At 51.4% G+C, this 20,379-nt stretch carries 17 protein-coding genes; 14 read left to right on the top strand and 3 right to left on the bottom strand.

Features of this window, described 5'->3' with window-relative positions:
- Window positions 1-22: 22 nt before the first annotated feature.
- The gene (locus tag B157_RS0120600; RefSeq protein WP_026308843.1) at window positions 23-1,366 is read left to right on the top strand and encodes a D-arabinono-1,4-lactone oxidase; all 1,344 of its coding nucleotides are present in this window, start codon (window positions 23-25) and stop codon (window positions 1,364-1,366) included.
- Between the two features lie 99 nt (window positions 1,367-1,465).
- Here B157_RS0120600 and B157_RS0120595 read toward each other — a convergent pair whose 3' ends face one another.
- Together B157_RS0120595 and B157_RS0120590 are read right to left on the bottom strand one after the other, a co-directional pair.
- Entirely contained in the window at window positions 1,466-1,894 is a 429-nt protein-coding gene (locus tag B157_RS0120595; RefSeq protein WP_020605201.1) for a hypothetical protein, read from the bottom strand.
- Between the two features lie 176 nt (window positions 1,895-2,070).
- Window positions 2,071-2,796 carry an MIP/aquaporin family protein gene (locus B157_RS0120590; RefSeq protein ID WP_020605200.1) on the bottom strand — a complete coding sequence of 242 codons (726 nt, stop codon included), beginning with the start codon at window positions 2,794-2,796 and terminating at the stop codon, window positions 2,071-2,073.
- Between the two features lie 203 nt (window positions 2,797-2,999).
- Between B157_RS0120590 and B157_RS0120585 the strand changes: the two genes are divergently transcribed.
- The 6 genes from B157_RS0120585 to B157_RS0120560 all read left to right on the top strand — a co-directional run bounded on the left by B157_RS0120585 (window position 3,000) and on the right by B157_RS0120560 (window position 9,102).
- On the top strand, window positions 3,000-3,986 hold the full coding sequence (locus B157_RS0120585; RefSeq protein WP_020605199.1) for a zinc-dependent alcohol dehydrogenase family protein: 987 nt from the start codon (window positions 3,000-3,002) through the stop codon (window positions 3,984-3,986).
- A gap of 12 nt (window positions 3,987-3,998) precedes the next feature.
- Complete coding sequence (locus tag B157_RS0120580) at window positions 3,999-5,114, top strand: alkane 1-monooxygenase (protein WP_020605198.1); 1,116 nt, start codon at window positions 3,999-4,001, stop codon at window positions 5,112-5,114.
- Window positions 5,115-5,302: 188 nt separating this feature from the next.
- Window positions 5,303-6,013, top strand: a complete 711-nt coding sequence (locus tag B157_RS0120575) for a MotA/TolQ/ExbB proton channel family protein (RefSeq protein WP_020605197.1) — start codon at window positions 5,303-5,305, stop codon at window positions 6,011-6,013.
- A gap of 103 nt (window positions 6,014-6,116) precedes the next feature.
- Window positions 6,117-6,509 carry an ExbD/TolR family protein gene (locus tag B157_RS0120570; protein ID WP_020605196.1) on the top strand — a complete coding sequence of 131 codons (393 nt, stop codon included), beginning with the start codon at window positions 6,117-6,119 and terminating at the stop codon, window positions 6,507-6,509.
- A gap of 132 nt (window positions 6,510-6,641) precedes the next feature.
- Window positions 6,642-8,225, top strand: coding sequence for an FAD-dependent oxidoreductase (locus B157_RS0120565; protein WP_020605195.1), 1,584 nt, complete (start codon window positions 6,642-6,644; stop codon window positions 8,223-8,225).
- A gap of 55 nt (window positions 8,226-8,280) precedes the next feature.
- The gene (locus tag B157_RS0120560; protein ID WP_026308842.1) at window positions 8,281-9,102 is read left to right on the top strand and encodes a 3'-5' exonuclease; all 822 of its coding nucleotides are present in this window, start codon (window positions 8,281-8,283) and stop codon (window positions 9,100-9,102) included.
- Between the two features lie 8 nt (window positions 9,103-9,110).
- Here the strand turns inward: B157_RS0120560 and B157_RS0120555 are convergent, their stop codons facing one another.
- Window positions 9,111-10,040 (bottom strand): Kelch repeat-containing protein, encoded by a 930-nt coding sequence (locus B157_RS0120555; protein WP_020605193.1) that lies wholly within the window; start codon window positions 10,038-10,040, stop codon window positions 9,111-9,113.
- Between the two features lie 482 nt (window positions 10,041-10,522).
- Between B157_RS0120555 and B157_RS0120545 the strand changes: the two genes are divergently transcribed.
- The 7 genes from B157_RS0120545 (at window position 10,523) to B157_RS0120520 (ending at window position 20,318) form a co-directional block, all read left to right on the top strand.
- Entirely contained in the window at window positions 10,523-14,113 is a 3,591-nt protein-coding gene (locus B157_RS0120545; RefSeq protein ID WP_020605191.1) for a sulfatase-like hydrolase/transferase, read from the top strand.
- A 4-nt stretch (window positions 14,114-14,117) separates the two neighbouring features.
- Window positions 14,118-14,468, top strand: a complete 351-nt coding sequence (locus B157_RS0120540; protein ID WP_020605190.1) for a hypothetical protein — start codon at window positions 14,118-14,120, stop codon at window positions 14,466-14,468.
- 15 nt (window positions 14,469-14,483) lie between these two features.
- Window positions 14,484-15,737: a sulfatase-like hydrolase/transferase gene (locus B157_RS39420; protein WP_211225011.1), complete on the top strand. Its 1,254-nt coding sequence runs from the start codon at window positions 14,484-14,486 to the stop codon at window positions 15,735-15,737.
- Complete coding sequence (locus B157_RS39415; protein WP_020605189.1) at window positions 15,731-16,177, top strand: alkaline phosphatase family protein; 447 nt, start codon at window positions 15,731-15,733, stop codon at window positions 16,175-16,177. The genes B157_RS39420 and B157_RS39415 overlap by 7 nt, the downstream gene beginning before the upstream one ends.
- Window positions 16,178-16,354: 177 nt before the next feature.
- Window positions 16,355-16,699 (top strand): NADH-quinone oxidoreductase subunit NuoK, encoded by a 345-nt coding sequence (gene nuoK, locus B157_RS0120530; protein ID WP_020605188.1) that lies wholly within the window; start codon window positions 16,355-16,357, stop codon window positions 16,697-16,699.
- Window positions 16,700-16,793: 94 nt separating this feature from the next.
- The gene (gene nuoL, locus B157_RS0120525) at window positions 16,794-18,707 is read left to right on the top strand and encodes an NADH-quinone oxidoreductase subunit L (RefSeq protein ID WP_020605187.1); all 1,914 of its coding nucleotides are present in this window, start codon (window positions 16,794-16,796) and stop codon (window positions 18,705-18,707) included.
- Window positions 18,708-18,839: 132 nt separating this feature from the next.
- Window positions 18,840-20,318, top strand: a complete 1,479-nt coding sequence (locus B157_RS0120520) for a complex I subunit 4 family protein (protein WP_020605186.1) — start codon at window positions 18,840-18,842, stop codon at window positions 20,316-20,318.
- Window positions 20,319-20,379: the final 61 nt, after the last annotated feature.

Below are 20,379 nucleotides of genomic sequence, written 5' to 3'. Positions count from 1 at the left end.
TTTAGCGAAAAACCTTATGACCATGAAAAAAAGAACCTTCCTGAAACTATCATCATCCTTATTAACTGCTCCCCTTATGGCACCATTGGTTAGCTGGGCAACGGCTGAAAAACTCAAAAACTGGGCGGGTAATCTCGTTTACAGCACCGATAAACTGTACAAGGCCGACTCTATACAACAAGTGCAGGATTTTATCAGGAAGCAGAACAAACTGAAGGTGCTTGGCACCCGACACTGCTTCAACAGTATTGCCGATAGCACGCACAATTTCATTTCGCTGGAAGGCATGGACGAGGTTGTTTCGCTGGATACAACGGCGAAAACCGTAACCGTCGATGGACGGATGAAATATGGTCAGTTAGCGCCCTATCTCGATGAAAAGGGTTTTGCCCTGCATAATCTGGCCTCACTGCCGCATATTTCGGTTGCCGGTGCCTGTGCTACGGGAACGCACGGATCGGGCGTGAAGAATGGTAATCTAGCCACGGCCGTATCGGGCATGGAACTCATTACGGCAAAGGGTGAAACGCGCACGTTGTCCCGCGCTGCCGATGGGGAGGCTTTCAATGCGGCCGTGGTGCATCTGGGGGCATTGGGTGTCGTGACAAAGGTTACGCTGGATGTACAGCCAACGTTCATGATGCGTCAGTATGTGTACGAGAATCTACCGATGGAGCAACTCAAAGACCATTTCGAGGCCATCATGTCGGCGGGTTATAGCGTCAGCCTATTTACCGACTGGCAAAAACACCGCATCAACGAAGTCTGGATAAAAGAGAAGATAGAGAACGGGGGAACGGCCACGGCAAACCCCGACTTCTTCGGCGCCAAACTGGCCACCAAAAACCTCCACCCGATTGCCGAACTCTCGGCCGTGAACTGCACCGAACAGATGGGCGTGCCCGGCCCCTGGTACGAACGGATGCCCCACTTCCGCATGGGTTTCACGCCGAGTAGTGGCAAGGAATTACAGTCCGAATATTTTGTTCCCCGCAAAAACGCGGTCGAAGCCATTCTGGCCGTTGAAAAACTACGGGACCAGATAAGCCCGCACCTGATGATTACCGAACTGCGTACCATCGACGCGGATGACCTGTGGATGAGTATGGCGTACAAACAGCCGAGTCTGGCGATTCACTTTACCTGGAAACAGGACTGGGATTCGGTTCGTAAAGTACTACCGATGATCGAAAAAGAACTGGGCCCCTTCAATCCCCGGCCGCACTGGGGCAAGTTATTTACCCTAGTCCCCGCCCAGTTGCAATCGCGCTACGAGAAGATGGCGGACTTCAAGGCGATGATAAAGCAATACGACCCACAGGGTAAATTCCGCAATGCGTTTCTGGAAACGAATTTATATAGTTAGACGCTACTGTTTTTGCTGGTGTCAGATTCCTGAATCTAACACCAGCTTAGTTTATTGAATGAAAAAAGAGGTTCAGGAATTGTTTATCAATCAACTAAGCTATTTTATCTCGAACAAACGCATCTGACTATCTTTATCTGTAAGTAGATAACCGTTTGGTGTTTTTATAATAGCATACTTTATTGGCTCACGAGCAATGTATTGCGTCTTTCCATCTGCTTCCAGTGAAATTGGGTCGTGTTGCAAATAGAGTGAGTCGCCTACTAACTGCCAGCCAAGTGGACTATCCTTAGTAACCATATTTCCTCTTTTGCCCCGAAATATAGCTTTGCCATCCTTATGAAAAATAAGAAAGAGGTGTAAATCATTTCCGGCCTTATTGGTTTCTGCTTCCTCATCAATGATAAATGTTTTATCAGAGAGATTAATTGTTTGGGTTGTTAATCCTGGTGTGCCTGCTTTTTGACCTAACGCTAGAAAGGGTATAAAAAACAGCACGACAAGGAGGTAAACGATTCGATGGAACATCTGAGAATTTACTAGGTGCAATAAAACCGCGTCAGTTTTAAGTTGTTAAGATTGATGGTGAGAGCTTCAATAATTGACTGGACTAAATGCCGCTCATTAGAAACCGTGATACATTGTAGTGTTGTAAAAGACTCAATACATACCTATAAAGCCAATCGAGTCGGAGCGACAATTCCCTACAGCGCAAACGAGCGAATCAGTAACCCACCTAGTACGGCCCCCACTATTGGCCCTACCACCGGTACCCACGCGTAACCCCAATCCGACGAACCCTTGCCCGGAATGGGTAGCAACGCATGAGCCAGTCGGGGACTAAAATCGCGGGCCGGACTCATGGCGTAGCCCGTGGTGCCACCCAGCGATAGGCCAATGCTCCAGATCAAAATGCCGACCAGATAAGGACCAACGCCAATGGCCAGTTCACCAATGTTTTTGGACGATATACCCGCCAACCCAACAATCAGCACCAGCGTTGCTATCATTTCGCTCACGAAATTATCGCCCTTACTCCGAATAGCCGGTCCGGTAGCGAAACAGGCCAGTTTATCAAATGGGTCGGGAGTAGCGGCCCAGTGGGGCCGGTAGAGAATCCAAACGAGGGTGGCACCCAGAAAACCACCAATCATCTGGGCCGTAATGTAGGGCACCAGGTTATTAAAATCATTGGTCGCTACGGCGAAAGCGACCGTTACGGCGGGGTTCAGGTGGGCATCGGTACTACCAAACGCTTTGGCAACAAATATACCCATTGTAACGGCGAATGCCCAGCCCGTGGTAATCACGATCCAGCCGGACGAGTTACCCTTGGTTTTTTTTAAAACAACATTGGCGACAACGCCATTACCCAATAATAAGAGCACCATCGTGCCAATCAGTTCGCCCAGAAAAGGAGAGGTTTGCATAATAAGAGTGAGACTTGAAAGCCGGCCGTTGAATGCACTGCGGAAGGCTTTCAAGCCTGTTAATAGGAGTTTAGGAATAGTTTCTGCGAATTAAGTCATATTTTTGACCTAACGCCAACCCTTCGACATAATTCACTTTTCGCTCCATTGTTGAACCAGCCAGTTACTGGTTTGGTCTTTCGTTCTTTCGCGCTTTTAACAGTATGAAAAGTATACTTTTTGAACAAACCGGCAAACCGGCCGACATCCTTAAAAATACCGACGTTCCCATGCCCGAACCCGGTCCCAATGAGGTCAGGATAAAGGTTCTTGCAGCGCCCATCAACCCCTCCGATATTATGTTCGTGCAGAATCTGTACGGCATTCGGCCTCAGTTGCCCTCAGGCGCAGGGTTTGAAGGAATGGGCGTTATCGATGCGGTAGGGGAGGGCGTTTCCATGAAAGCGGGCACGCGCGTTAGTTTTACCGGTGTGGGTACCTGGGCCGAATATGCCATTGCGCACCACCGCAGCCTGATTCCGGTTCCCGATGCCATGTCGGACGATATAGCCGCTCAGTTATTCGTGAACCCCTTTACGGCCTACGCGATGGTGCAGGACGCGAACGTACCGGAAGGGGGCTGGCTGATGCTTACAGCAGCCGGGTCGGCGTTTGGGAAAATGGTGATTCAGTTATGCAAAATGCGCGGAATCAAGACTATCGGTACCGTTCGGCGGGATGACCTGAACGACGACCTGAAAGCCCTTGGCCTGACCGAAGTTGTCAATGTGGAAACGGAAAACCTGGCGGGCCACGCCTGGTCGGCCCGCGTCAAACAGATTACGGACGGGGTTGGCGTTGCCTGCGTGCTGGATGCCGTGGGTGGCCAAACCGCTACCGAAGCCCTAACGTGCCTGGCAAAAGGCGGCACTATGCTTATTTACGGTTTGCTGAGTCTACAGGACCCCCAAATCAATGCGGGATTACTGATATTCCGGGAGCTGACCGTTAAAGGGTTCTGGCTAACCGACTGGATGCGACGGGTTGACAACAATACCCGGCAGGACGTGGCTAAAAACGTCATCGGTTTGCTGGCATCGGGAACGTTTCAGTTGCCTATAGAAGCGTCGTATTCACTTGACCAGATTGCCGAAGCCGTCGAACACGCCGACCGGCCCGGTCGCTGGGGTAAAATTCTGATCAAGCCCTAAAACCCGTTTGCGATGCCTATTACCAAAAAACTCGGTTTTCTGTGGTCGTTCAGTTTGCTGGCGGCCATCGTGGGCGGTTACTATGCTGGTGAAGGGCACTGGACCTGGGCGGGGATTGTCTACGTCTTTGTACTCATTCCGCTATTAGACCTTGTAGTTGGGAAAGACCGGAACAACGTGGACCGGGATGCGTATGAGCAGGTGCTGCATGACCGGTACTTCGATGCATTGCTTTACCTTTTCGTGTACCTGCACTACGCCCTCCTGCTCTGGGGTAGCTATGTACTGCTCACGGACCCACTGACAACCGTGCAGCAGCTACTGCTGATGATGAGCATTGGGCTGTTTGCCGGAACCATCATCAACGTAGCCCACGAACTGGGTCACCGAAGCAGCCGGATAGCCAGGTTTCACGCGAAGTTCGCGTTGCTGTCGGTTAGTTATATGCACTTCTTTATCGAGCATAACCGGGGGCATCATGTGCACGTAGCCACGCCGGCCGACCCGGCTACATCACACAAAAACCAACCTTTGTTTGCTTTCTGGGGGCAAAGTATAGTGGGTAGTTACCGGAGTGCCTGGCGTATCGAATCGAAATTGCTGGCCAAAGCCGGGCATCAGGTTTGGAGTCTCCTGAATGAAATGCTCTGGTTCACAGCACTGCCTGTCATGCTGTGTGGGCTGCTCACGGCAGGTTTCAGCGCGTGGGCGGGTTATGTGGCCTGGGTGGTACTGGTATTCTTTTTAGGTCAGAGTCTGGTAGCTATTCTGCTGCTGGAAAGCATCAACTACATCGAGCATTACGGCATTATCAGGCGGGAGGTAGCACCAGGAAAGTACGAACGCGTCAATCCGTTGCACTCCTGGAACGCCAGTCAGTTTGTCAGTAATCTGGTACTGTTTCAACTTCAGCGCCACTCCGACCACCACGCGTATGCCGCACGACCGTATCAGGTACTGCGGCATTTTGACGAAAGCCCGCAGTTGCCGGGGGGCTACCCACTCATGATTCTGCTGGCTTTTTTGCCCCCCCTCTGGTTTCGTATCATGAACCCCCGGCTCGAACGCTGGCAGGCGCGGGCCTGCCAGCCCGAAGAAATTACCGCTATAGTCCGGCAGTTTGCCTGACCGTACATGGATGCCGTCGGGCAAACAGCCAGGCAGCTTCTGGTTGGCCGATGCGAGCCTGAAACGCTGAACACGAAACCAACTAAACAGCTACTTGCGTATCTTTGAAACAATATCCACCGAAACCAGCACGTTTGTTCCTTTAACAGTCATTGGTCTAACCTTATCCATTTACCCGACTCGTTCGTATGCTTTTGCTCCAGGTTCCGGCTATTGATACCACGGCCGCATCGATGACCGCCAATGCGGCCGCTCAACCCCAAACGTTACAACTATTTGACCTGGTCGCCAAAGGGGGCTGGGTAATGGTTCCCATCGCCTTTTTGTTCTTTGCTGTGCTCTACCTGATGCTTGAACGCTATTTCGTTATCCGTTCCCAGACAAAGATGGATGCCAATTTCATCGACAACATTCGGGATATGGTGGCGCAGGGTAACATTAAATCGGCCGAATCATTCGCCAAAAACCAGCGTACCGCTATGGGACGCGTATTCGAGAAAGCCATTGGCCGGATTGGGTCGCCCATTCGGGAAATTGAAAGTACCATCGAAACCGTTGGGCAAATCGAACTATCCCGGCTGGAGCGTAACATGGGCTACCTGGGTATCATCGCCGGTATTGCGCCGATGATGGGTTTTATCGGAACTATTTCGGGTATCATCCGTATATTCTACGACATCTCCCTGACCGACAATATCAGCGTTGGTATCATTGCCGGTGGCTTGTATGAGAAAATGATTACGTCGGGCGCTGGTCTGATTGTGGGGGTCATTGCCTACACCTGCTATCACCTGCTGAACATGATGATTGAGCGGTTTACGCTCGCGCTTGAAGTGAATGCCTTCGAGTTCATCGAAGTACTCCAAAAACCAACCACCGAACCTGCCCGGATGCGGTAGGGGTAATGTAAGATGTATAATGGACAATGTAAAATGAACGGTTAGCTGTTCTACTCTCTCTGTCCATTGTACATTATCCATTCTCCATTGTACATTACTTTCTATGAAACTTCGCCGAAAAACCAAATTTGCTGCCGAAGTGGCGACGTCTTCGCTGAACGACATCATGTTTTTCCTGCTGTTGTTCTTCCTGATTATCTCCACGGTAGCCAACCCCAACGTTATCAAGCTATTACTGCCAAAAGCTGCTGCTACCCAACAGTTGAGTAAAAAGCAGGTGACGCTCTCCGTCGATGAAAAGAAGCAGTACTTCATCGACAAAAGACCGGTTGACCCGGCTAATCTCGAAAATGAACTGAAAACCATGATGGCCGGTATTGCCGAGCCAACCGTTGTTGTCCGCTTCGATAAAACGCTGACTGTTCAGGACCTAGTTGATGTGTTGCAAACGGGTGCCAAACTGAATATCAAAATGGTGATGGCCACTTCGAAATAGGCGCGTAGCCACAGATTTTGCCTTGCATAGCTGAGGTATAGTGATTGTAGTCGGTGTCGAAAGCACCGACTTTTCTATTGGCTCAAATCAAACGGGCTAACTTCATAGTTACACTACAAACCCAACTGAGTTATGACAGCCGATTATACCGAAGCTCCCGTTTGCCATATCAATGACATGGCCGACGGAGAAATGAAAGAAGTTCACGTGGGCGATACGGATGTGTTGCTGGTTCGTGCTGATGGCCAATTTTACGCTCTCCATCCTCAATGTACTCACTACCATGCTCCGCTGGAAAAGGGACTACTGAACGGGTACCGACTTGTTTGTCCCTGGCATAACGCCTGTTTCGATATTCGGAACGGCCAACGGCTCGAAGCGCCCGCGCTGAGTGGCCTGCCCACGCATGAAGTACGGATTGAAAATGATCAGGTCTTTGTGCGGCTCACCTCTGCCCAGGAAACTCAGGACAATCCCATGTCTTCGCCGGACGAAGACAGTCGGGAAACGTATATTATCATTGGAAGTGGTGGTGCTGGCGCTTTTGCGGCTGAAGCCATGCGTGAGGGTGGATTCACAGGGAAAATTCTGATGCTGACATCCAGTAGCCAGGTACCTTACGACCGGCCCAACTGTTCCAAAGACTACTTACAGGATGAAGCCCCGGATGAGTGGATGCCGCTCCGGCCGGAAGAATTCTATACAAACTACGGCATCGAGGTGCGCACAGGTCAGCAGGTAACGGAACTCGATCCGGCCAAAAAACGCATTGAACTGGCTTCCGGCGAGACGATTACGTACGATAAAGTGCTGCTGTGCTCGGGGGGGAAACCGAATACCCTGCCCGGAATGGCTTCTGAACTGGAAGGCGTTTATCCGCTCCGAAGTTTACACGATAGCAAGACCCTGCGTGAGCTGGGCAAACAGGGGAAGCGGGTGGTCATTATTGGTAGTTCATTCATTGGGCTGGAAGGCGGTATGAGTCTCCGAAAATTAGGTACCGATGTAGCGGTAGTGGGTATGGAAGCAGTTCCGTTCGGGAAAATACTGGGCGAAAAAATTGGTCGTGTTGTGCAGAAATGGCACGAAGCGGAGGGTATACAGTTCCACCTCGGTCGTAAAGTCGACCATCTGGAAGGTGATGGGGCTGTCAGCGCCGTTGTACTCGATAACGGGGAGCGGCTCCCTGCCGATTTTGTGTTGCTGGGCTTAGGTGTCAAACCCCGTACCGACTTCCTGAAGGCTGTTCCGCTGGAGAAAGATGGGGGCGTTAAAACGGATAAATATCTGTGCGTGACCGATGACTTTTACGCGGCTGGCGATATTGTTCATTACCCCGTAGTGGACGGATACCAACGGATTGAACACTGGAAAGTGGCCGGACAGCAGGGCTATGTGGCCGGCATGAACATGGCGGCATCGGAAGGAATGCCTTATCAGGAAGTGCCCTTTTTCTGGACAAATCAGCAGGGTAACCGGATTAATTACATTGGCCACGCTACGCAGATTGATGAGATCATTTACGATGGCGACCCCGAAAGCGATGATTCATTTCTGGCCTTCTACGTGCAGGAAAACCAGATAAAGGCCGTAGCAGGTATGAAACGCGACCAGGACATTATCGCTATTCGCGAACTGATGCAGGCGAACCGTATGCCTTCGGTAGAAACGGTTCGGCAGGGGGTGGAGTGGGTTAATGCGTTGAAAAAGGGCTGATTCCGGCAAAACGTTTCTACCTTTGCAACCTGACCGTATTAAACCCGGTTTGGTTATGACGCATCAACTTATACTCAAAAAGCCACTCGCTTTTTTCGACCTCGAAACCACGGGCATCAACGTTGCCAGAGACCGTATTATTGACATTTGCGTCATAAAAGCTCTGCCCGGTGGCGAAGTCATCAGTAAAACGCAGCGCGTAAATCCCGGGATGCCCATTCCGCTGGAGTCTAGTCTGATTCACGGTATCTACGATGATGATGTGGTGGATGCCCCGCCGTTTAAATCGGTGGCCCGAACGCTGGCCCAGTTTATGGACGGCTGTGATTTGGCCGGTTTCAACTGCAACCGGTTCGATGTGCCTTTATTGGTCGAGGAGTTTTTGCGGGCCAATGTGGATTTCGACATGAAAAATCGTCGGCTGGTGGACGCTCAGCGGATTTTTCACCTCATGGAACCCCGCAATCTGTCGGCGGCCTATAAGTTTTATTGCAGCAAGGAGTTAGTTGGTGCGCACGGTGCCGAAGCAGATACCATTGCCAGTCTGGAGGTGCTCAACGCTCAGGTACAGCGCTACATGGGCATGGTGGCTAAAGCCGATAACGGACAGGAGGTTATCATCGATAATGATGTGGACATACTCCATAGTCTGACTGCCAATTCAAACGTTGACCTCGCCGGTCGCATTATCCTGAATGACAAAGGAGAGGAAGTCTTTAACTTCGGCAAGCACAAGGGATTCCCGGTGCTGGAGGTATTAAAGAAAGAACCTTCGTTTTACGACTGGATGCTGAAAGGTGATTTTCCCCTGGACACCAAACGCCGACTGACCGAGATAAAGCTTCGGACGTTTATCCATAGTAACGGGAAACGCTGACGGATAAATCACCTGGCAGATACAACAAGTTCAGTAACGACTGGAATGTTGGAGGTATTCTTACCCGATACGTACAGCGTTTGCCCGTTTGAAAACAGATTGCCGTAACTGGGCAATCCCGTCAGTTTTATAGCCTCTTTTGCCCATACATCTTTGGTAAGGTCATAGACGTAGACGGACTGGTTTTGCAACAGGTACAAATAATCCCCCAACACGGCGGAAAAGACATTACCATAATTGCTGGACACCTCAACAGGCGTATCGGCTAGGGCTGTCCATGTGCTTGTGCTGGTGGAGAAATAGGCCATTTTCTGTTTGGCACCCTGACCGCCCAGCACATAGATTCTATCCTTGTACACCGCCATTTCGCTACTGGTTGTTGAGTAGAGGTAGTTGGGGGCGGTGAACCATTTATCCTGACCAATGCTGTAATATTTGAATAGGTTGCTCGTCGTGCGTCCCCCAATAAAATAGATGTTGCCACTGTAATAAACTACACCCGCTTCGCCATTGTTGTCTTTGGCAGTAGCCGTATACGTGAGGTTTGACCAGGTATTGGCCGCTGCCGTATACTTGGTGGCATCGTTGGCAATGTAAAAAATATTCGTACCATCCGTTATTAAATGGCTGCTGTATCCACAGCCGCATACGTTGCTGGATTTGGCCAGAGCGGACGAGAACGTATTGGATGACAGGTTGTAACGCACAAAGAACTGAGCTTTGGCCGTATTTGACCAGTTACCAAAATAAATACTGTTTCCGACCAGAACCGATTGAACAGGATAAGGGCCAATATCATAGCTACTTAGCGGCACACTCAACTGATTTGCCGTGAGTGTTATATCGTTCACTGTTTTTTCAGGAGTAGCCGTAGTTTCGTCATTTTTCTTGCATCCGGCTAAAAATAGGATCGCGCAACAGATAAGCAGACGTTTCATTGTAGAAGGGGTTTTTTAGTTGACTGACAGGCAGTTGATTAGCTACTCGAAGTTCCCAGTAATGCAGGGTATTTTTTAGCGTATAAGTACTGAATTTTTTATCCGTAAAAACCCGTAACTCACTAGGCCATTACCCGTGCTGGTCAGCCTTGCTTCAGGTGGCTGGTTATTTTTGCCGGCGAGGGAGCCGGAATTCTTTTTCGGTTAGCCACTACAGAGATGAACATACTTTTCATCTGATACCGAATACTCTTTATGATCATTTTCTGTTGACCAGCAATCATTCCATAAATTCCGCTTACGTACTACCCGGACTGGCTGTTTGATGTATAGATTCAACTTCCGCCGACTGCCAGACGGTCTGGTTGCCGCTGCCCGACAAGCATTTATTCGGGCCTGATTGGTTATAGTGAGTGCTCCAGCTGCTTTTCAAAGCAGCAACGCACAGAGTAACTGTGCAACTGCCAAACGCTGTTCATCGAATGAAGAGGATACTTACTGTTTCTGTCATAGCCGTTATACTTTTTGGCCGGCCGCTTGGCTACGCCCAAAAGTTAGCAACCAACACCGCCCAAAAGCCAACCGCGACGGAGAGCCGCCAAATCGCACCGGCGCACCGGCGGCCCGGCCCCACCCAACCCAACATCATTTTTATCCTGACTGACGACCAGCGCTGGAGTGCGCTGGGCTATGCCGGTAACCCGCTCGTGCATACGCCCGAGATGGACAAACTGGCCCGGATTGGCACTTATTTCAAAAAAGGCATGGTGACGACGCCCATCTGTGCGGCTAGCCGGGCCAGCATCCTGAGCGGCCTCTACGAACGGACACACCGATATACATTCCAGACCGGCCCTATTCGGGACGATTACATGAAAACGGCTTACCCGAACGTACTCAAACAAGCGGGGTATTACACCGGATTCTTCGGGAAACTCGGCGTAAAGTACGACAAGGCCGACGCGTTGTTCGACGTAATCGAAGACTACGACCGCAACAATAAATATCCCGACCAGCGGGGGTATTTCTACAAAACGCTGGGCAAAGATACCGTTCACCTGACGCGCTATACGGGCCAGAAAGGCATTGATTTCATTAAGGCAGCATCGGCAAAAAAACCGTTCTGTCTGTCGCTGAGTTTTTCGGCTCCGCACGCGCACGACTCCGCGCCGGGCCAATATTTTTACGACGAACAAACGGCTCACCTGCTCGACAACGAAACCATTCCGCCCCCGGCCTTGGGCGACGATAAATACTTTAACGCGCAGCCGGAAGCCGTTCGGAAGGGCTTTAACCGCCTGCGCTGGACCTGGCGGTTCGATACGCCCGAAAAATACCAGCGTATGGTAAAGGGCTATTATCGTATGATTGCCGGAGTTGATTTGGAGATCGCTAAAATCCGGGCGCAGCTCAAACAGCAGGGGCTCGACAAAAACACCATCATTATCGTAATGGGCGATAACGGTTACTTTCTGGGCGAGCGGCAGTTGGCCGATAAATGGTTGCTTTACGATAATTCCGTGCGGGTGCCGCTCATTATTTACGACCCCCGCACGCCCGTCCACCGTGATGTTGATGACATGGCCCTGAACATTGACGTACCCGCCACCATTGCCGACCTGGCAGGAGCAAAACAGCCAGCCGCGTGGCACGGAAAAAGTTTGTTACCTATTGTTTCGGGAGCTACCAAACGCATTGACCGGGACACTGTCCTGATTGAGCACCTCTGGGAGTTTAAAGACATTCCGCCGAGCGAAGGGGTAAGAACAAACCGGTGGAAATACTTCCGGTACGTAAATGACAAAACCCTCGAAGAACTGTACGACCTGTCGGCCGACCCACAGGAGATGACCAACCTCGCCCGAAACGATTCGTACAAAACGGTACTGAACAAACTTCGGGGAGCTACGGACCGGTTAGGTCGTAAATACAGCGACCCCTATGCGGTCGTTCCGTCGGGATTGATGGTCAATTTTAACCGGATGTCTGGCCAGGTGCTACCTGCTAATCAGATCCCCGATTTCTTCTGGATTGCCCCGACCGAAGCCGTTTTTCAGTCGGCATATCAGGTGCTGGTGGCTTCGTCCAGGGCAAATCTTGACAACAACATTGGCGATGTCTGGAATAGCGGACAGGTGCGGGGCAGCCAGTCGGCCAACGTAAGGTACGCCGGAACACCCCTGAAACCGGGCATGACCTGCTTCTGGAAAGTCAGAATCTGGGACACCAGCAACCGTACCGGCGACTACTCAGTCAGTCAGTCGTTTCGGGTTGGCCCGCCGGGTACGTCGCTGGCCCCCCCGCCCAGTTTCGAGATAGAACGGAATGCCCCGCAATCGTTTCGGAAGCAATCGAATGGAGCGTATTTCGCGGATTTTGGCAAAGATGCCTTCTCCACGCTGGAACTGACCTATGCGGCCCCTACCCTCGATACGCTGCTGGTTCGGCTGGGTGAGCAATTGGCCGGTAATCAGATCAATAGAAAGCCGGAAGGGCACATCCGTTATCAGGAGGTGAAACTCCCCGTGCAGCCCGGAAAACGAACTTACCGGCTCGCTATCAAACCCGATCAGCGAAATACGAAAGTTGGTGCCGTAGTGTTGCCTGATTCGTTTCCGGTACTGTTGCCATTTCGGTACACCGAAATTGAGCGGGCCACTGAACCACTCACGGCCAACAGCCTGACGCGGGTGGCTTATTTCGGGTATTTCGACGAGAGTCAGAGTCACTTTTCCAGTTCGGATACCATCCTGAATCAGGTCTGGGACATGTGTAAATACACCATCAAAGCCACCTCTTTTTCTGGTCTGTACATTGACGGCGACCGGGAACGGATTCCCTACGAAGCCGACGCGTACCTGAATCAGTTGAGCCACTACACCACCGACCGCGAGTACGGCATGGCCCGGCGCACCATCGAGTATTTCATGCAGCACCCCACGTGGCCCACCGAGTGGCAGCTTCACGTGGCGCTGATGATGTACCAGGATTACATGTACACTGGCAATACGGAGTTGATTACCCGCTACTACGAGCCGCTAACCCATAAAACACTACTTGAACTGGTTCGGGAGGATGGTTTGATTAGTTCGGAGTCGCCCAAAAACACGCCCGCGTTCATGCAGAAACTGGGTTTCACCGACCCTGACATCAAGCTGAAAGATATTGTGGACTGGCCCCCTGCCCAGAAAGACACTGGCTGGAAACTGGCCACCGCCGAGGGCGAACGCGATGGGTACGTCTTTACGCCTATCAATACGGTCGTGAATGCGCTGTTCTACAAAAATATGGATATCATGGCGGAGTTTGCCCACATCCTGAATAAACCCGACGACGAAATCCGGTTCCGTATGGCTGCCCTGAAAGCAAAACAAGCCATCAACTCGACCCTGTTCGATGAAAAGACGGGGGCTTACGTTGATGGCGAAGGCACGAATCACTCCTCACTCCACGCCAATATGATGGTCCTGGCGTTCGATATTACGCCCGAAAGGCACAAAAAATCGGTAGCCGATTTCATCAAATCCAGAGGCATGGCGTGCAGCGTTTATGGTTCGCAGTACCTGCTGGAGAGCCTGTACAACGCCGGAGAAGCCGACTACGCCCTGAAACTGATGACGGCCACCACCGACCGTAGCTGGTGGAACATGATTCGGTCCGGCTCTACCGTAGCCTGGGAAGCCTGGGACACCAAATACAAACCCAATCTCGACTGGAACCACGCCTGGGGAGCTACTCCGGCCAACATCATTTCCCGGAACATGTGGGGTATTCAGCCCGCCATACCGGGCGGTAGCATCGTCAGCATCAGGCCGCAGTTGGGCAGTCTGCAAACGTCATCCATACTGGTTCCGATGTTGAAAGGCACCATCAGTGCATCGTACGTACGGAAAAGCAAGCTGAATCAGGCCTACACCATCGAACTCCCGGCCAACGTGTCGGCAGAACTGGAGCTGCTATCGTCGCCCGAAGACACGATTACGGTGAATGGCGAGAAGGTCGATACGGCTTTTAAAACCATCCGTCTGTCGCCGGGAAAAAATGTGGTGGAGTTGATTGTCAATACATTTTGACCTGATGAAACTGACCGTTTGCCATTTAATGGACTTGCTTCGTGTTCCGGTTATTGCTCAATCGCGACCGGGAGTAAAAAATAGTCTCCTGGCTAACCGCGCTGGTTTCGACCTGACGAACAAGCCTGATACCTCAACTTACAGTCAGTTGATTGGCGAAAGCAGCACGGTAAGGTTTCCTGAATCGAGAAACCATCTGAACATCGCCATACCATTTCAACAGGTTGATACAGGCGGTGATGGTCAACGGGATAACTTGTTTTTTATGGTGGACGAGCCAATCCAGGGAACGACAATGTTGCGTCTCACCCATATTTTGACGGGGCAATGTTGCGGTTTGGAACGAGAAAACTGAATGAGTATGAACCAGGTGAAAAATATATCTGTCGCCTATAGGCTGCTTCTGGGTGGCCTGATGCTGGTATTGCCGTTGGGTATGATGTCGGTGGTAGAAAAAAACGTTCCCGGTCGCCGGAATGCCGAACCGCACCGGCGGTTCGGCATTCCGGCCATACCACCCAACATCATTTTGATTATGGCCGACGACATGGGCTATTCCGATATTGGCTGCTTCGGCTCCGAAATTCAAACACCTAATTTAGACCGGATGGCTCGTAACGGACTCCGCATGACGCAGTTTTATAACGCGTCGCGCTGTTGCCCCACCCGCGCCAGTCTGCTAACGGGGCTGTATCCCCATCAGGCGGGGGTGGGCGACATGGTAGGCGACCGGGGGCAGGCGGCTTATCAGGGCTACCTCAATCAGCAGTGCGTAACCATTGCCGAAGCACTCCGGCCTGCTGGCTACCGGACCTATATGGCAGGGAAGTGGCATGTAGGCACCACACCCGACCACTGGCCCGTTAAACGAGGCTTCGACCGTTATTTTGGGTTGATTGATGGAGCCAGCAGTTACTTCAACAACCACCCTTACCGACCCAGCCAGACCCTTACGACTGCTCTGGATGACCAGCCCATGACCCCCGGGCCTGACTACTACGCCACTAACGCCTATGCCGATTATGCGCTTAAATTCATTGACGGGAACCCCAAAGACAATCCGTTTTTTCTGTACCTCGCGTTTACGGCTCCGCACTGGCCCCTGCACGCCCTGCCTCAGGATGTAGTCAAATACCGGGGCCAATACGCGGGTGGCTGGGATCAAATCCGGGCAGCCCGATTTAGTCGGATGAAAAAACTCGGTATCCTTGACCCTACTACCACGCTCTCCCCCCGCGACAGCACCATACCCGCCTGGAACACGCTGAATGAAACGGAGAAAGCCCGGTGGTCTGACCATATGGCGACCTACGCAGCCATGATTGACCGGATGGACCAGAATATCGGCCGGATTCTCGCCAGGCTCAGGGAGCGGGGTGATGACAGGAATACTATTATCATGTTTTTGTCTGACAACGGAGCCAGCCACGAAACGACTAACGGCAACGGCTTCCTGCCCAGCATTGTTGAGCGAAGTAAGCTACCCGCCAGCGACACGGCTTCCTTTACGGCCTATGGCCGCCGGGGGCCAACGTCAGCAATACCCCGTTTCGACTGTATAAACACTGGGAGTACGAAGGTGGTACCGCCACATCGTTCATCGCCTACGGTCCATCGGTGGTGAAGCCGGGGCGGGTCAGCCACCAGCCCGGCCACATTATCGACCTTATGGCCACCTGCCTGGACCTGGCCGGTGCCACGTATCCGCGTACTTACAATGGGCATACCATTACCCCAACCGAGGGCATCAGCTTAGTGCCGTTGCTAAAGGGCCAGTCCAGGCTGGGCCAATCCAGGCTGAGCCCGGCCTGGACTGGCCACGATGTGCTGTATTTTGAACACGAAGGCAATCGGGCCGTACGGCAGGGGGACTGGAAACTCGTTTCGACATACCCTGCCGATAGCTGGGCGTTGTATAACCTGAAGACCGACCGCACAGAACTGCATGACCGGAGCCAGCAACAACCGCAGCGCGTACGGCAGATGGCCGCGTTATACGATGCCTGGGCCAAACGGGTCGGGGTCATTCCGTATGCAAAACTCACGAAGCTTGCGGAGAATTGATGCCATTTCGCCCGTTTATTGCTTTACCGGTCCATGCCCGCATTATTGGCCATAACGACCCTTCCCGGACTTGGCCAACCCCTGTTTTGCAATTACTATGTGTTGGGATTGAAAACACCTTTCGGCCAATTCCGAATAATCTTTACCTTTGCGACACTTTCTATTAACCGGCAAGCCATGCAACCTACGCAGGACGTCCTCATTCCGGAAGTCATTCAGCAAATACCGCTTACGTACTACCTGATTCTCAGTACCGCACTGTTCGTTATCGGCATCATTGGTGTACTCACCCGGCGTAACGCCATTGTTATTTTTATGTCCATTGAGTTAATGCTTAATGCGGTCAATCTGTTACTTATCGCTTTTTCGTCCTACCGGTCTGATTCGGCTGGTCAGGTATTTGTCTTTTTTATCATGGCTGTTGCTGCCGCCGAAGTATCGGTTGGGCTGGCTATTATTGTGATGATTTACCGCAACACCCGCTCTATCGACGTGGGCTTGCTTAATAAGTTGAAATGGTAGAAAAAGGTCGTAAGTCCGTAAGCCGTGGGCCGCAAGTGGCTGACGCAGGAATTGACTTACGACTTTTGACTTAAAGACTTACGACTTCCTTTCCATGAAATTAGAATTACTCTGCGCGTTAATTCCGCTTCTCCCGCTGGTTGGCTTTCTGATTAACGGATTCGGCTTCCGCCGATTACCAAACGGTCTGGCTGGCGTTGTTGCTACCGGGTCTGTACTAGCCTCTTTTGTACTTTCCATCTATTTGTTTAGTGCGTTCAGCGCAGGGGGGAGTCAACCCATCATCGCTACCCTCTTTAACTGGATTAGTGTAGGCGACCTGCACATTAATTTCTCGTTTCAAATTGACCAGCTTTCCCTGCTGATGCTGCTGGTGGTAACGGGGGTTGGCTCACTGATTCACCTGTATAGTATCGGCTACATGAGTCATGATGCCGGTTTTGGCAAGTTTATGGCTTTCCTGAACCTCTTTATCTTTTTTATGCTGTTGCTGGTGATGGGGTCCAACTACGTCATCATGTTTATCGGCTGGGAAGGGGTTGGGCTTTGCTCTTACCTGCTCATTGGCTTCTGGAATACGAATACCAACTACAACAATGCCGCCCGCAAGGCCTTTGTCATGAACCGTATTGGTGACCTCGGCTTCCTGCTGGGGATATTCATGCTCATCAACACATTTGGTACGGTTGAATATCTGGATATTTTCAAACAGGCTACCAGTCTGGAAATAGGTGACCCAACGATACTGGCCATTACGCTCCTGCTGTTTGTGGGAGCCATGGGTAAATCGGCCCAAATTCCGCTCTTCACCTGGCTGCCCGATGCCATGGCGGGTCCAACGCCTGTATCCGCGCTGATCCACGCAGCAACCATGGTTACGGCCGGTATTTACATGGTCGTTCGCTCCAACGTACTCTACACGCTGTCTCCGCTTACGCTCGAACTAATTGGCGGCATCGCCATTGCTACAGCATTACTGGCGGCTTCTATTGGCCTGCTTCAAAACGATATCAAGAAAGTACTGGCTTACTCCACCGTGTCGCAACTGGGCTATATGTTCCTGGGGTTGAGTGCTACGGCCTATACGGCGGGTATGTTCCATGTCATTACCCACGCGTTCTTCAAGGCGCTGTTGTTCCTGGGGGCCGGCAGCGTTATCCACGCCATGTCCGACGAGCAGGACATTCGCAAGATGGGTGGTTTGCGGAAAGCGTTGCCCGTTACGTTCATTACCTTTCTGATTGGCACCATCGCCATATCGGGTTTACCTCCTTTTGCTGGTTTCTTCTCGAAAGATGAAATCCTGGCCCACGTGTTCGAACACAACAAACTGCTCTGGGTGTTAGGCGTTTTCGGTTCCGGCCTAACGTCGTTCTACATGTTCCGGCTGTTATTTCTGACCTTCTTTGGTGAATTCCGGGGAACGGAAGAACAAAAGCATCATTTGCACGAATCGCCGGCCAGCATGACCGCTCCACTGGTCGTACTGGCCATCTTATCGGCGGTTGGTGGAGTCCTTAATCTGCCCGGTGGTGGCTGGCTGAGCAACTTTATGGCCCCCCTGTTTGAAGGCTCCCGGCAGGTAAACCCGGAAGCGTTTGCCGAATCGACGATTGAGCATAGCACAGAATACATACTAATGGCCGTTTCGGCTGGTGTGGCTTTACTGGCCCTCGTCATCGCGTATTTCATGTACATCAGTCGTCAGGCAGTTCCTGCGCCCGAAACGGCTGAACGCTCGTTACCAGAAAAGGTTATTTACAACAAATACTACGTCGATGAATTGTACGATACCATCATTGTCCGTCCGGTTCGTGGCATGGGTGATGCCCTGTACAGCTTTGGCGAAGGGCTGATTGATGGTGTTGTGAACGGCGTAGCCTGGCTGGTGCAGAAAAGCTCGGCGCAGTTGCGGCTGGTACAGAACGGCTCAATTGGCTTTTACGTCCTGGCAATGGTAGTTAGTATTGTCGTTATTTTTGCCCTTCGCTTTTTCATTCGATTATAAAACGGTTTATGGTTTCAGTATTCGGTTTGTTGTTTACAGTTTACGGTGTACAATGCGGTCAAACTCCCCCGGAGTAATGAGGCTGCATCACTTCCCGCAAACGATAAACCATAAACCGCGAACTTACTTGATATGCTTACACTATTCCTGATTTTTTACCCTGTTGTAGCCGCTACGCTGATTCTGATGATTCGGGGGGAACGGGTAAAGCAGGCCGCTCTGGTAGCTGCTCTGGTCGAGTTTGGTTTTGTCGCCTTCGCCTTTGCTGGATTTCGCCCGGATGCCAGTTCGCAGTTTGGTTTCGATTATGCCTGGATTGGTTCCTTGGGGATTCGGTTCAGCGCCGGTATCGACGGAATCAGCATTTTGCTGGTACTATTGACAGGACTGCTGGTTCCGTTGATTGTGCTCTCTACGTTCAAGCATAGCTATAAGCAATCGTCCCTTTTCTACGCGCTGATGCTGTACATGCAGGCTGCTCTGATGGGCGTTTTTACGGCGCGGGATGGGTTTCTGTTCTATTTTTTCTTCGAAGCCGCGCTGATTCCGATTTACTTTCTGGCAGCCATGTGGGGGGGGAGCAACCGGGTGGCGGTTACGTTCAAGTTCTTCGTCTACACTATATTCGGTAGCCTGTTTATGCTGCTGGCCCTTGTTTATCTGTATTATCAGACACCCGCAACGGACTTGTCAGCTCACTCGGCGGCTATCGCTGACTTTTATAAGCTCAACCTGACTCCTGCTGCTCAAAACTGGCTTTTCTGGGCGTTCTTTATCGCTTTTGCCATCAAGATGCCAGTATTCCCCTTTCACACCTGGCAACCCGACACTTACGTTGAGTCGCCCACGCCTGCCACCATGCTGCTGGCTGGTATCATGCTCAAAATGGGTGTTTACGGACTGATTCGCTTTATATTACCCATCGTGCCGCTAGGGGTGGAAACCTGGGGAAGAACGGCCGTAGTCCTGGCAGTTATCGGTATTGTTTATGGGTCAATCATTGCCATTCGGCAGCGGGACATGAAGCGTCTCATTGCCTATTCGTCATTCTCGCACGTTGGCCTGATGGCCGCCGGAGTGTTTTCGCTAACGGAAACGGGCATGCAGGGGGCACTGATTCAAATGCTGGCCCACGGCATCAATGTGGTTGGGATGTTTTTCGTGGCTGATATAATTTTCTCGCGTACCAACACCAATCAGCTTGACCAGTTGGGCGGCATTACTAAATCTACGCCCAGGCTGACAGTCTTTTTCATGATTATGCTGTTGGGAAGCGTTGCCCTGCCGCTTACGAACGGATTTATTGGGGAGTTCCTACTACTACATGGCGTATTCACCTACAATCATTACCTGGGGTTAGCCGCCGGCTTCACCATTATCTTTGGGGCGGTTTACATGCTGCGGATGTTCCAAAAAAGTATGTTTGGTATGCCCTCGGCACGAACGGAGTCGTTTGCTGATTTGAGCAGCACAGAGAGTCTGGTGTTCATTCCGCTGGTGGTATTGATTTTCTGGATAGGTATCTATCCGCAAACGTTTTTGAAAGTAACTGAGCCTTCCGTTGTCAGTATCATGAAATACATCGGTACAACAGCGGTATCACTAAAATGAGTTATCCAGTTTGATGTTTGTCGCTGGCTTACGCCTTTTAACCATAAACGACAAACAACGA

The organism is Spirosoma spitsbergense DSM 19989, assembly GCF_000374085.1.
GTDB lineage: Bacteria > Bacteroidota > Bacteroidia > Cytophagales > Spirosomataceae > Spirosoma > Spirosoma spitsbergense.
The sequence above is the reverse complement of the archived record's forward strand: the minus strand, read 5'-3'. Positions and strand labels throughout refer to the sequence as shown.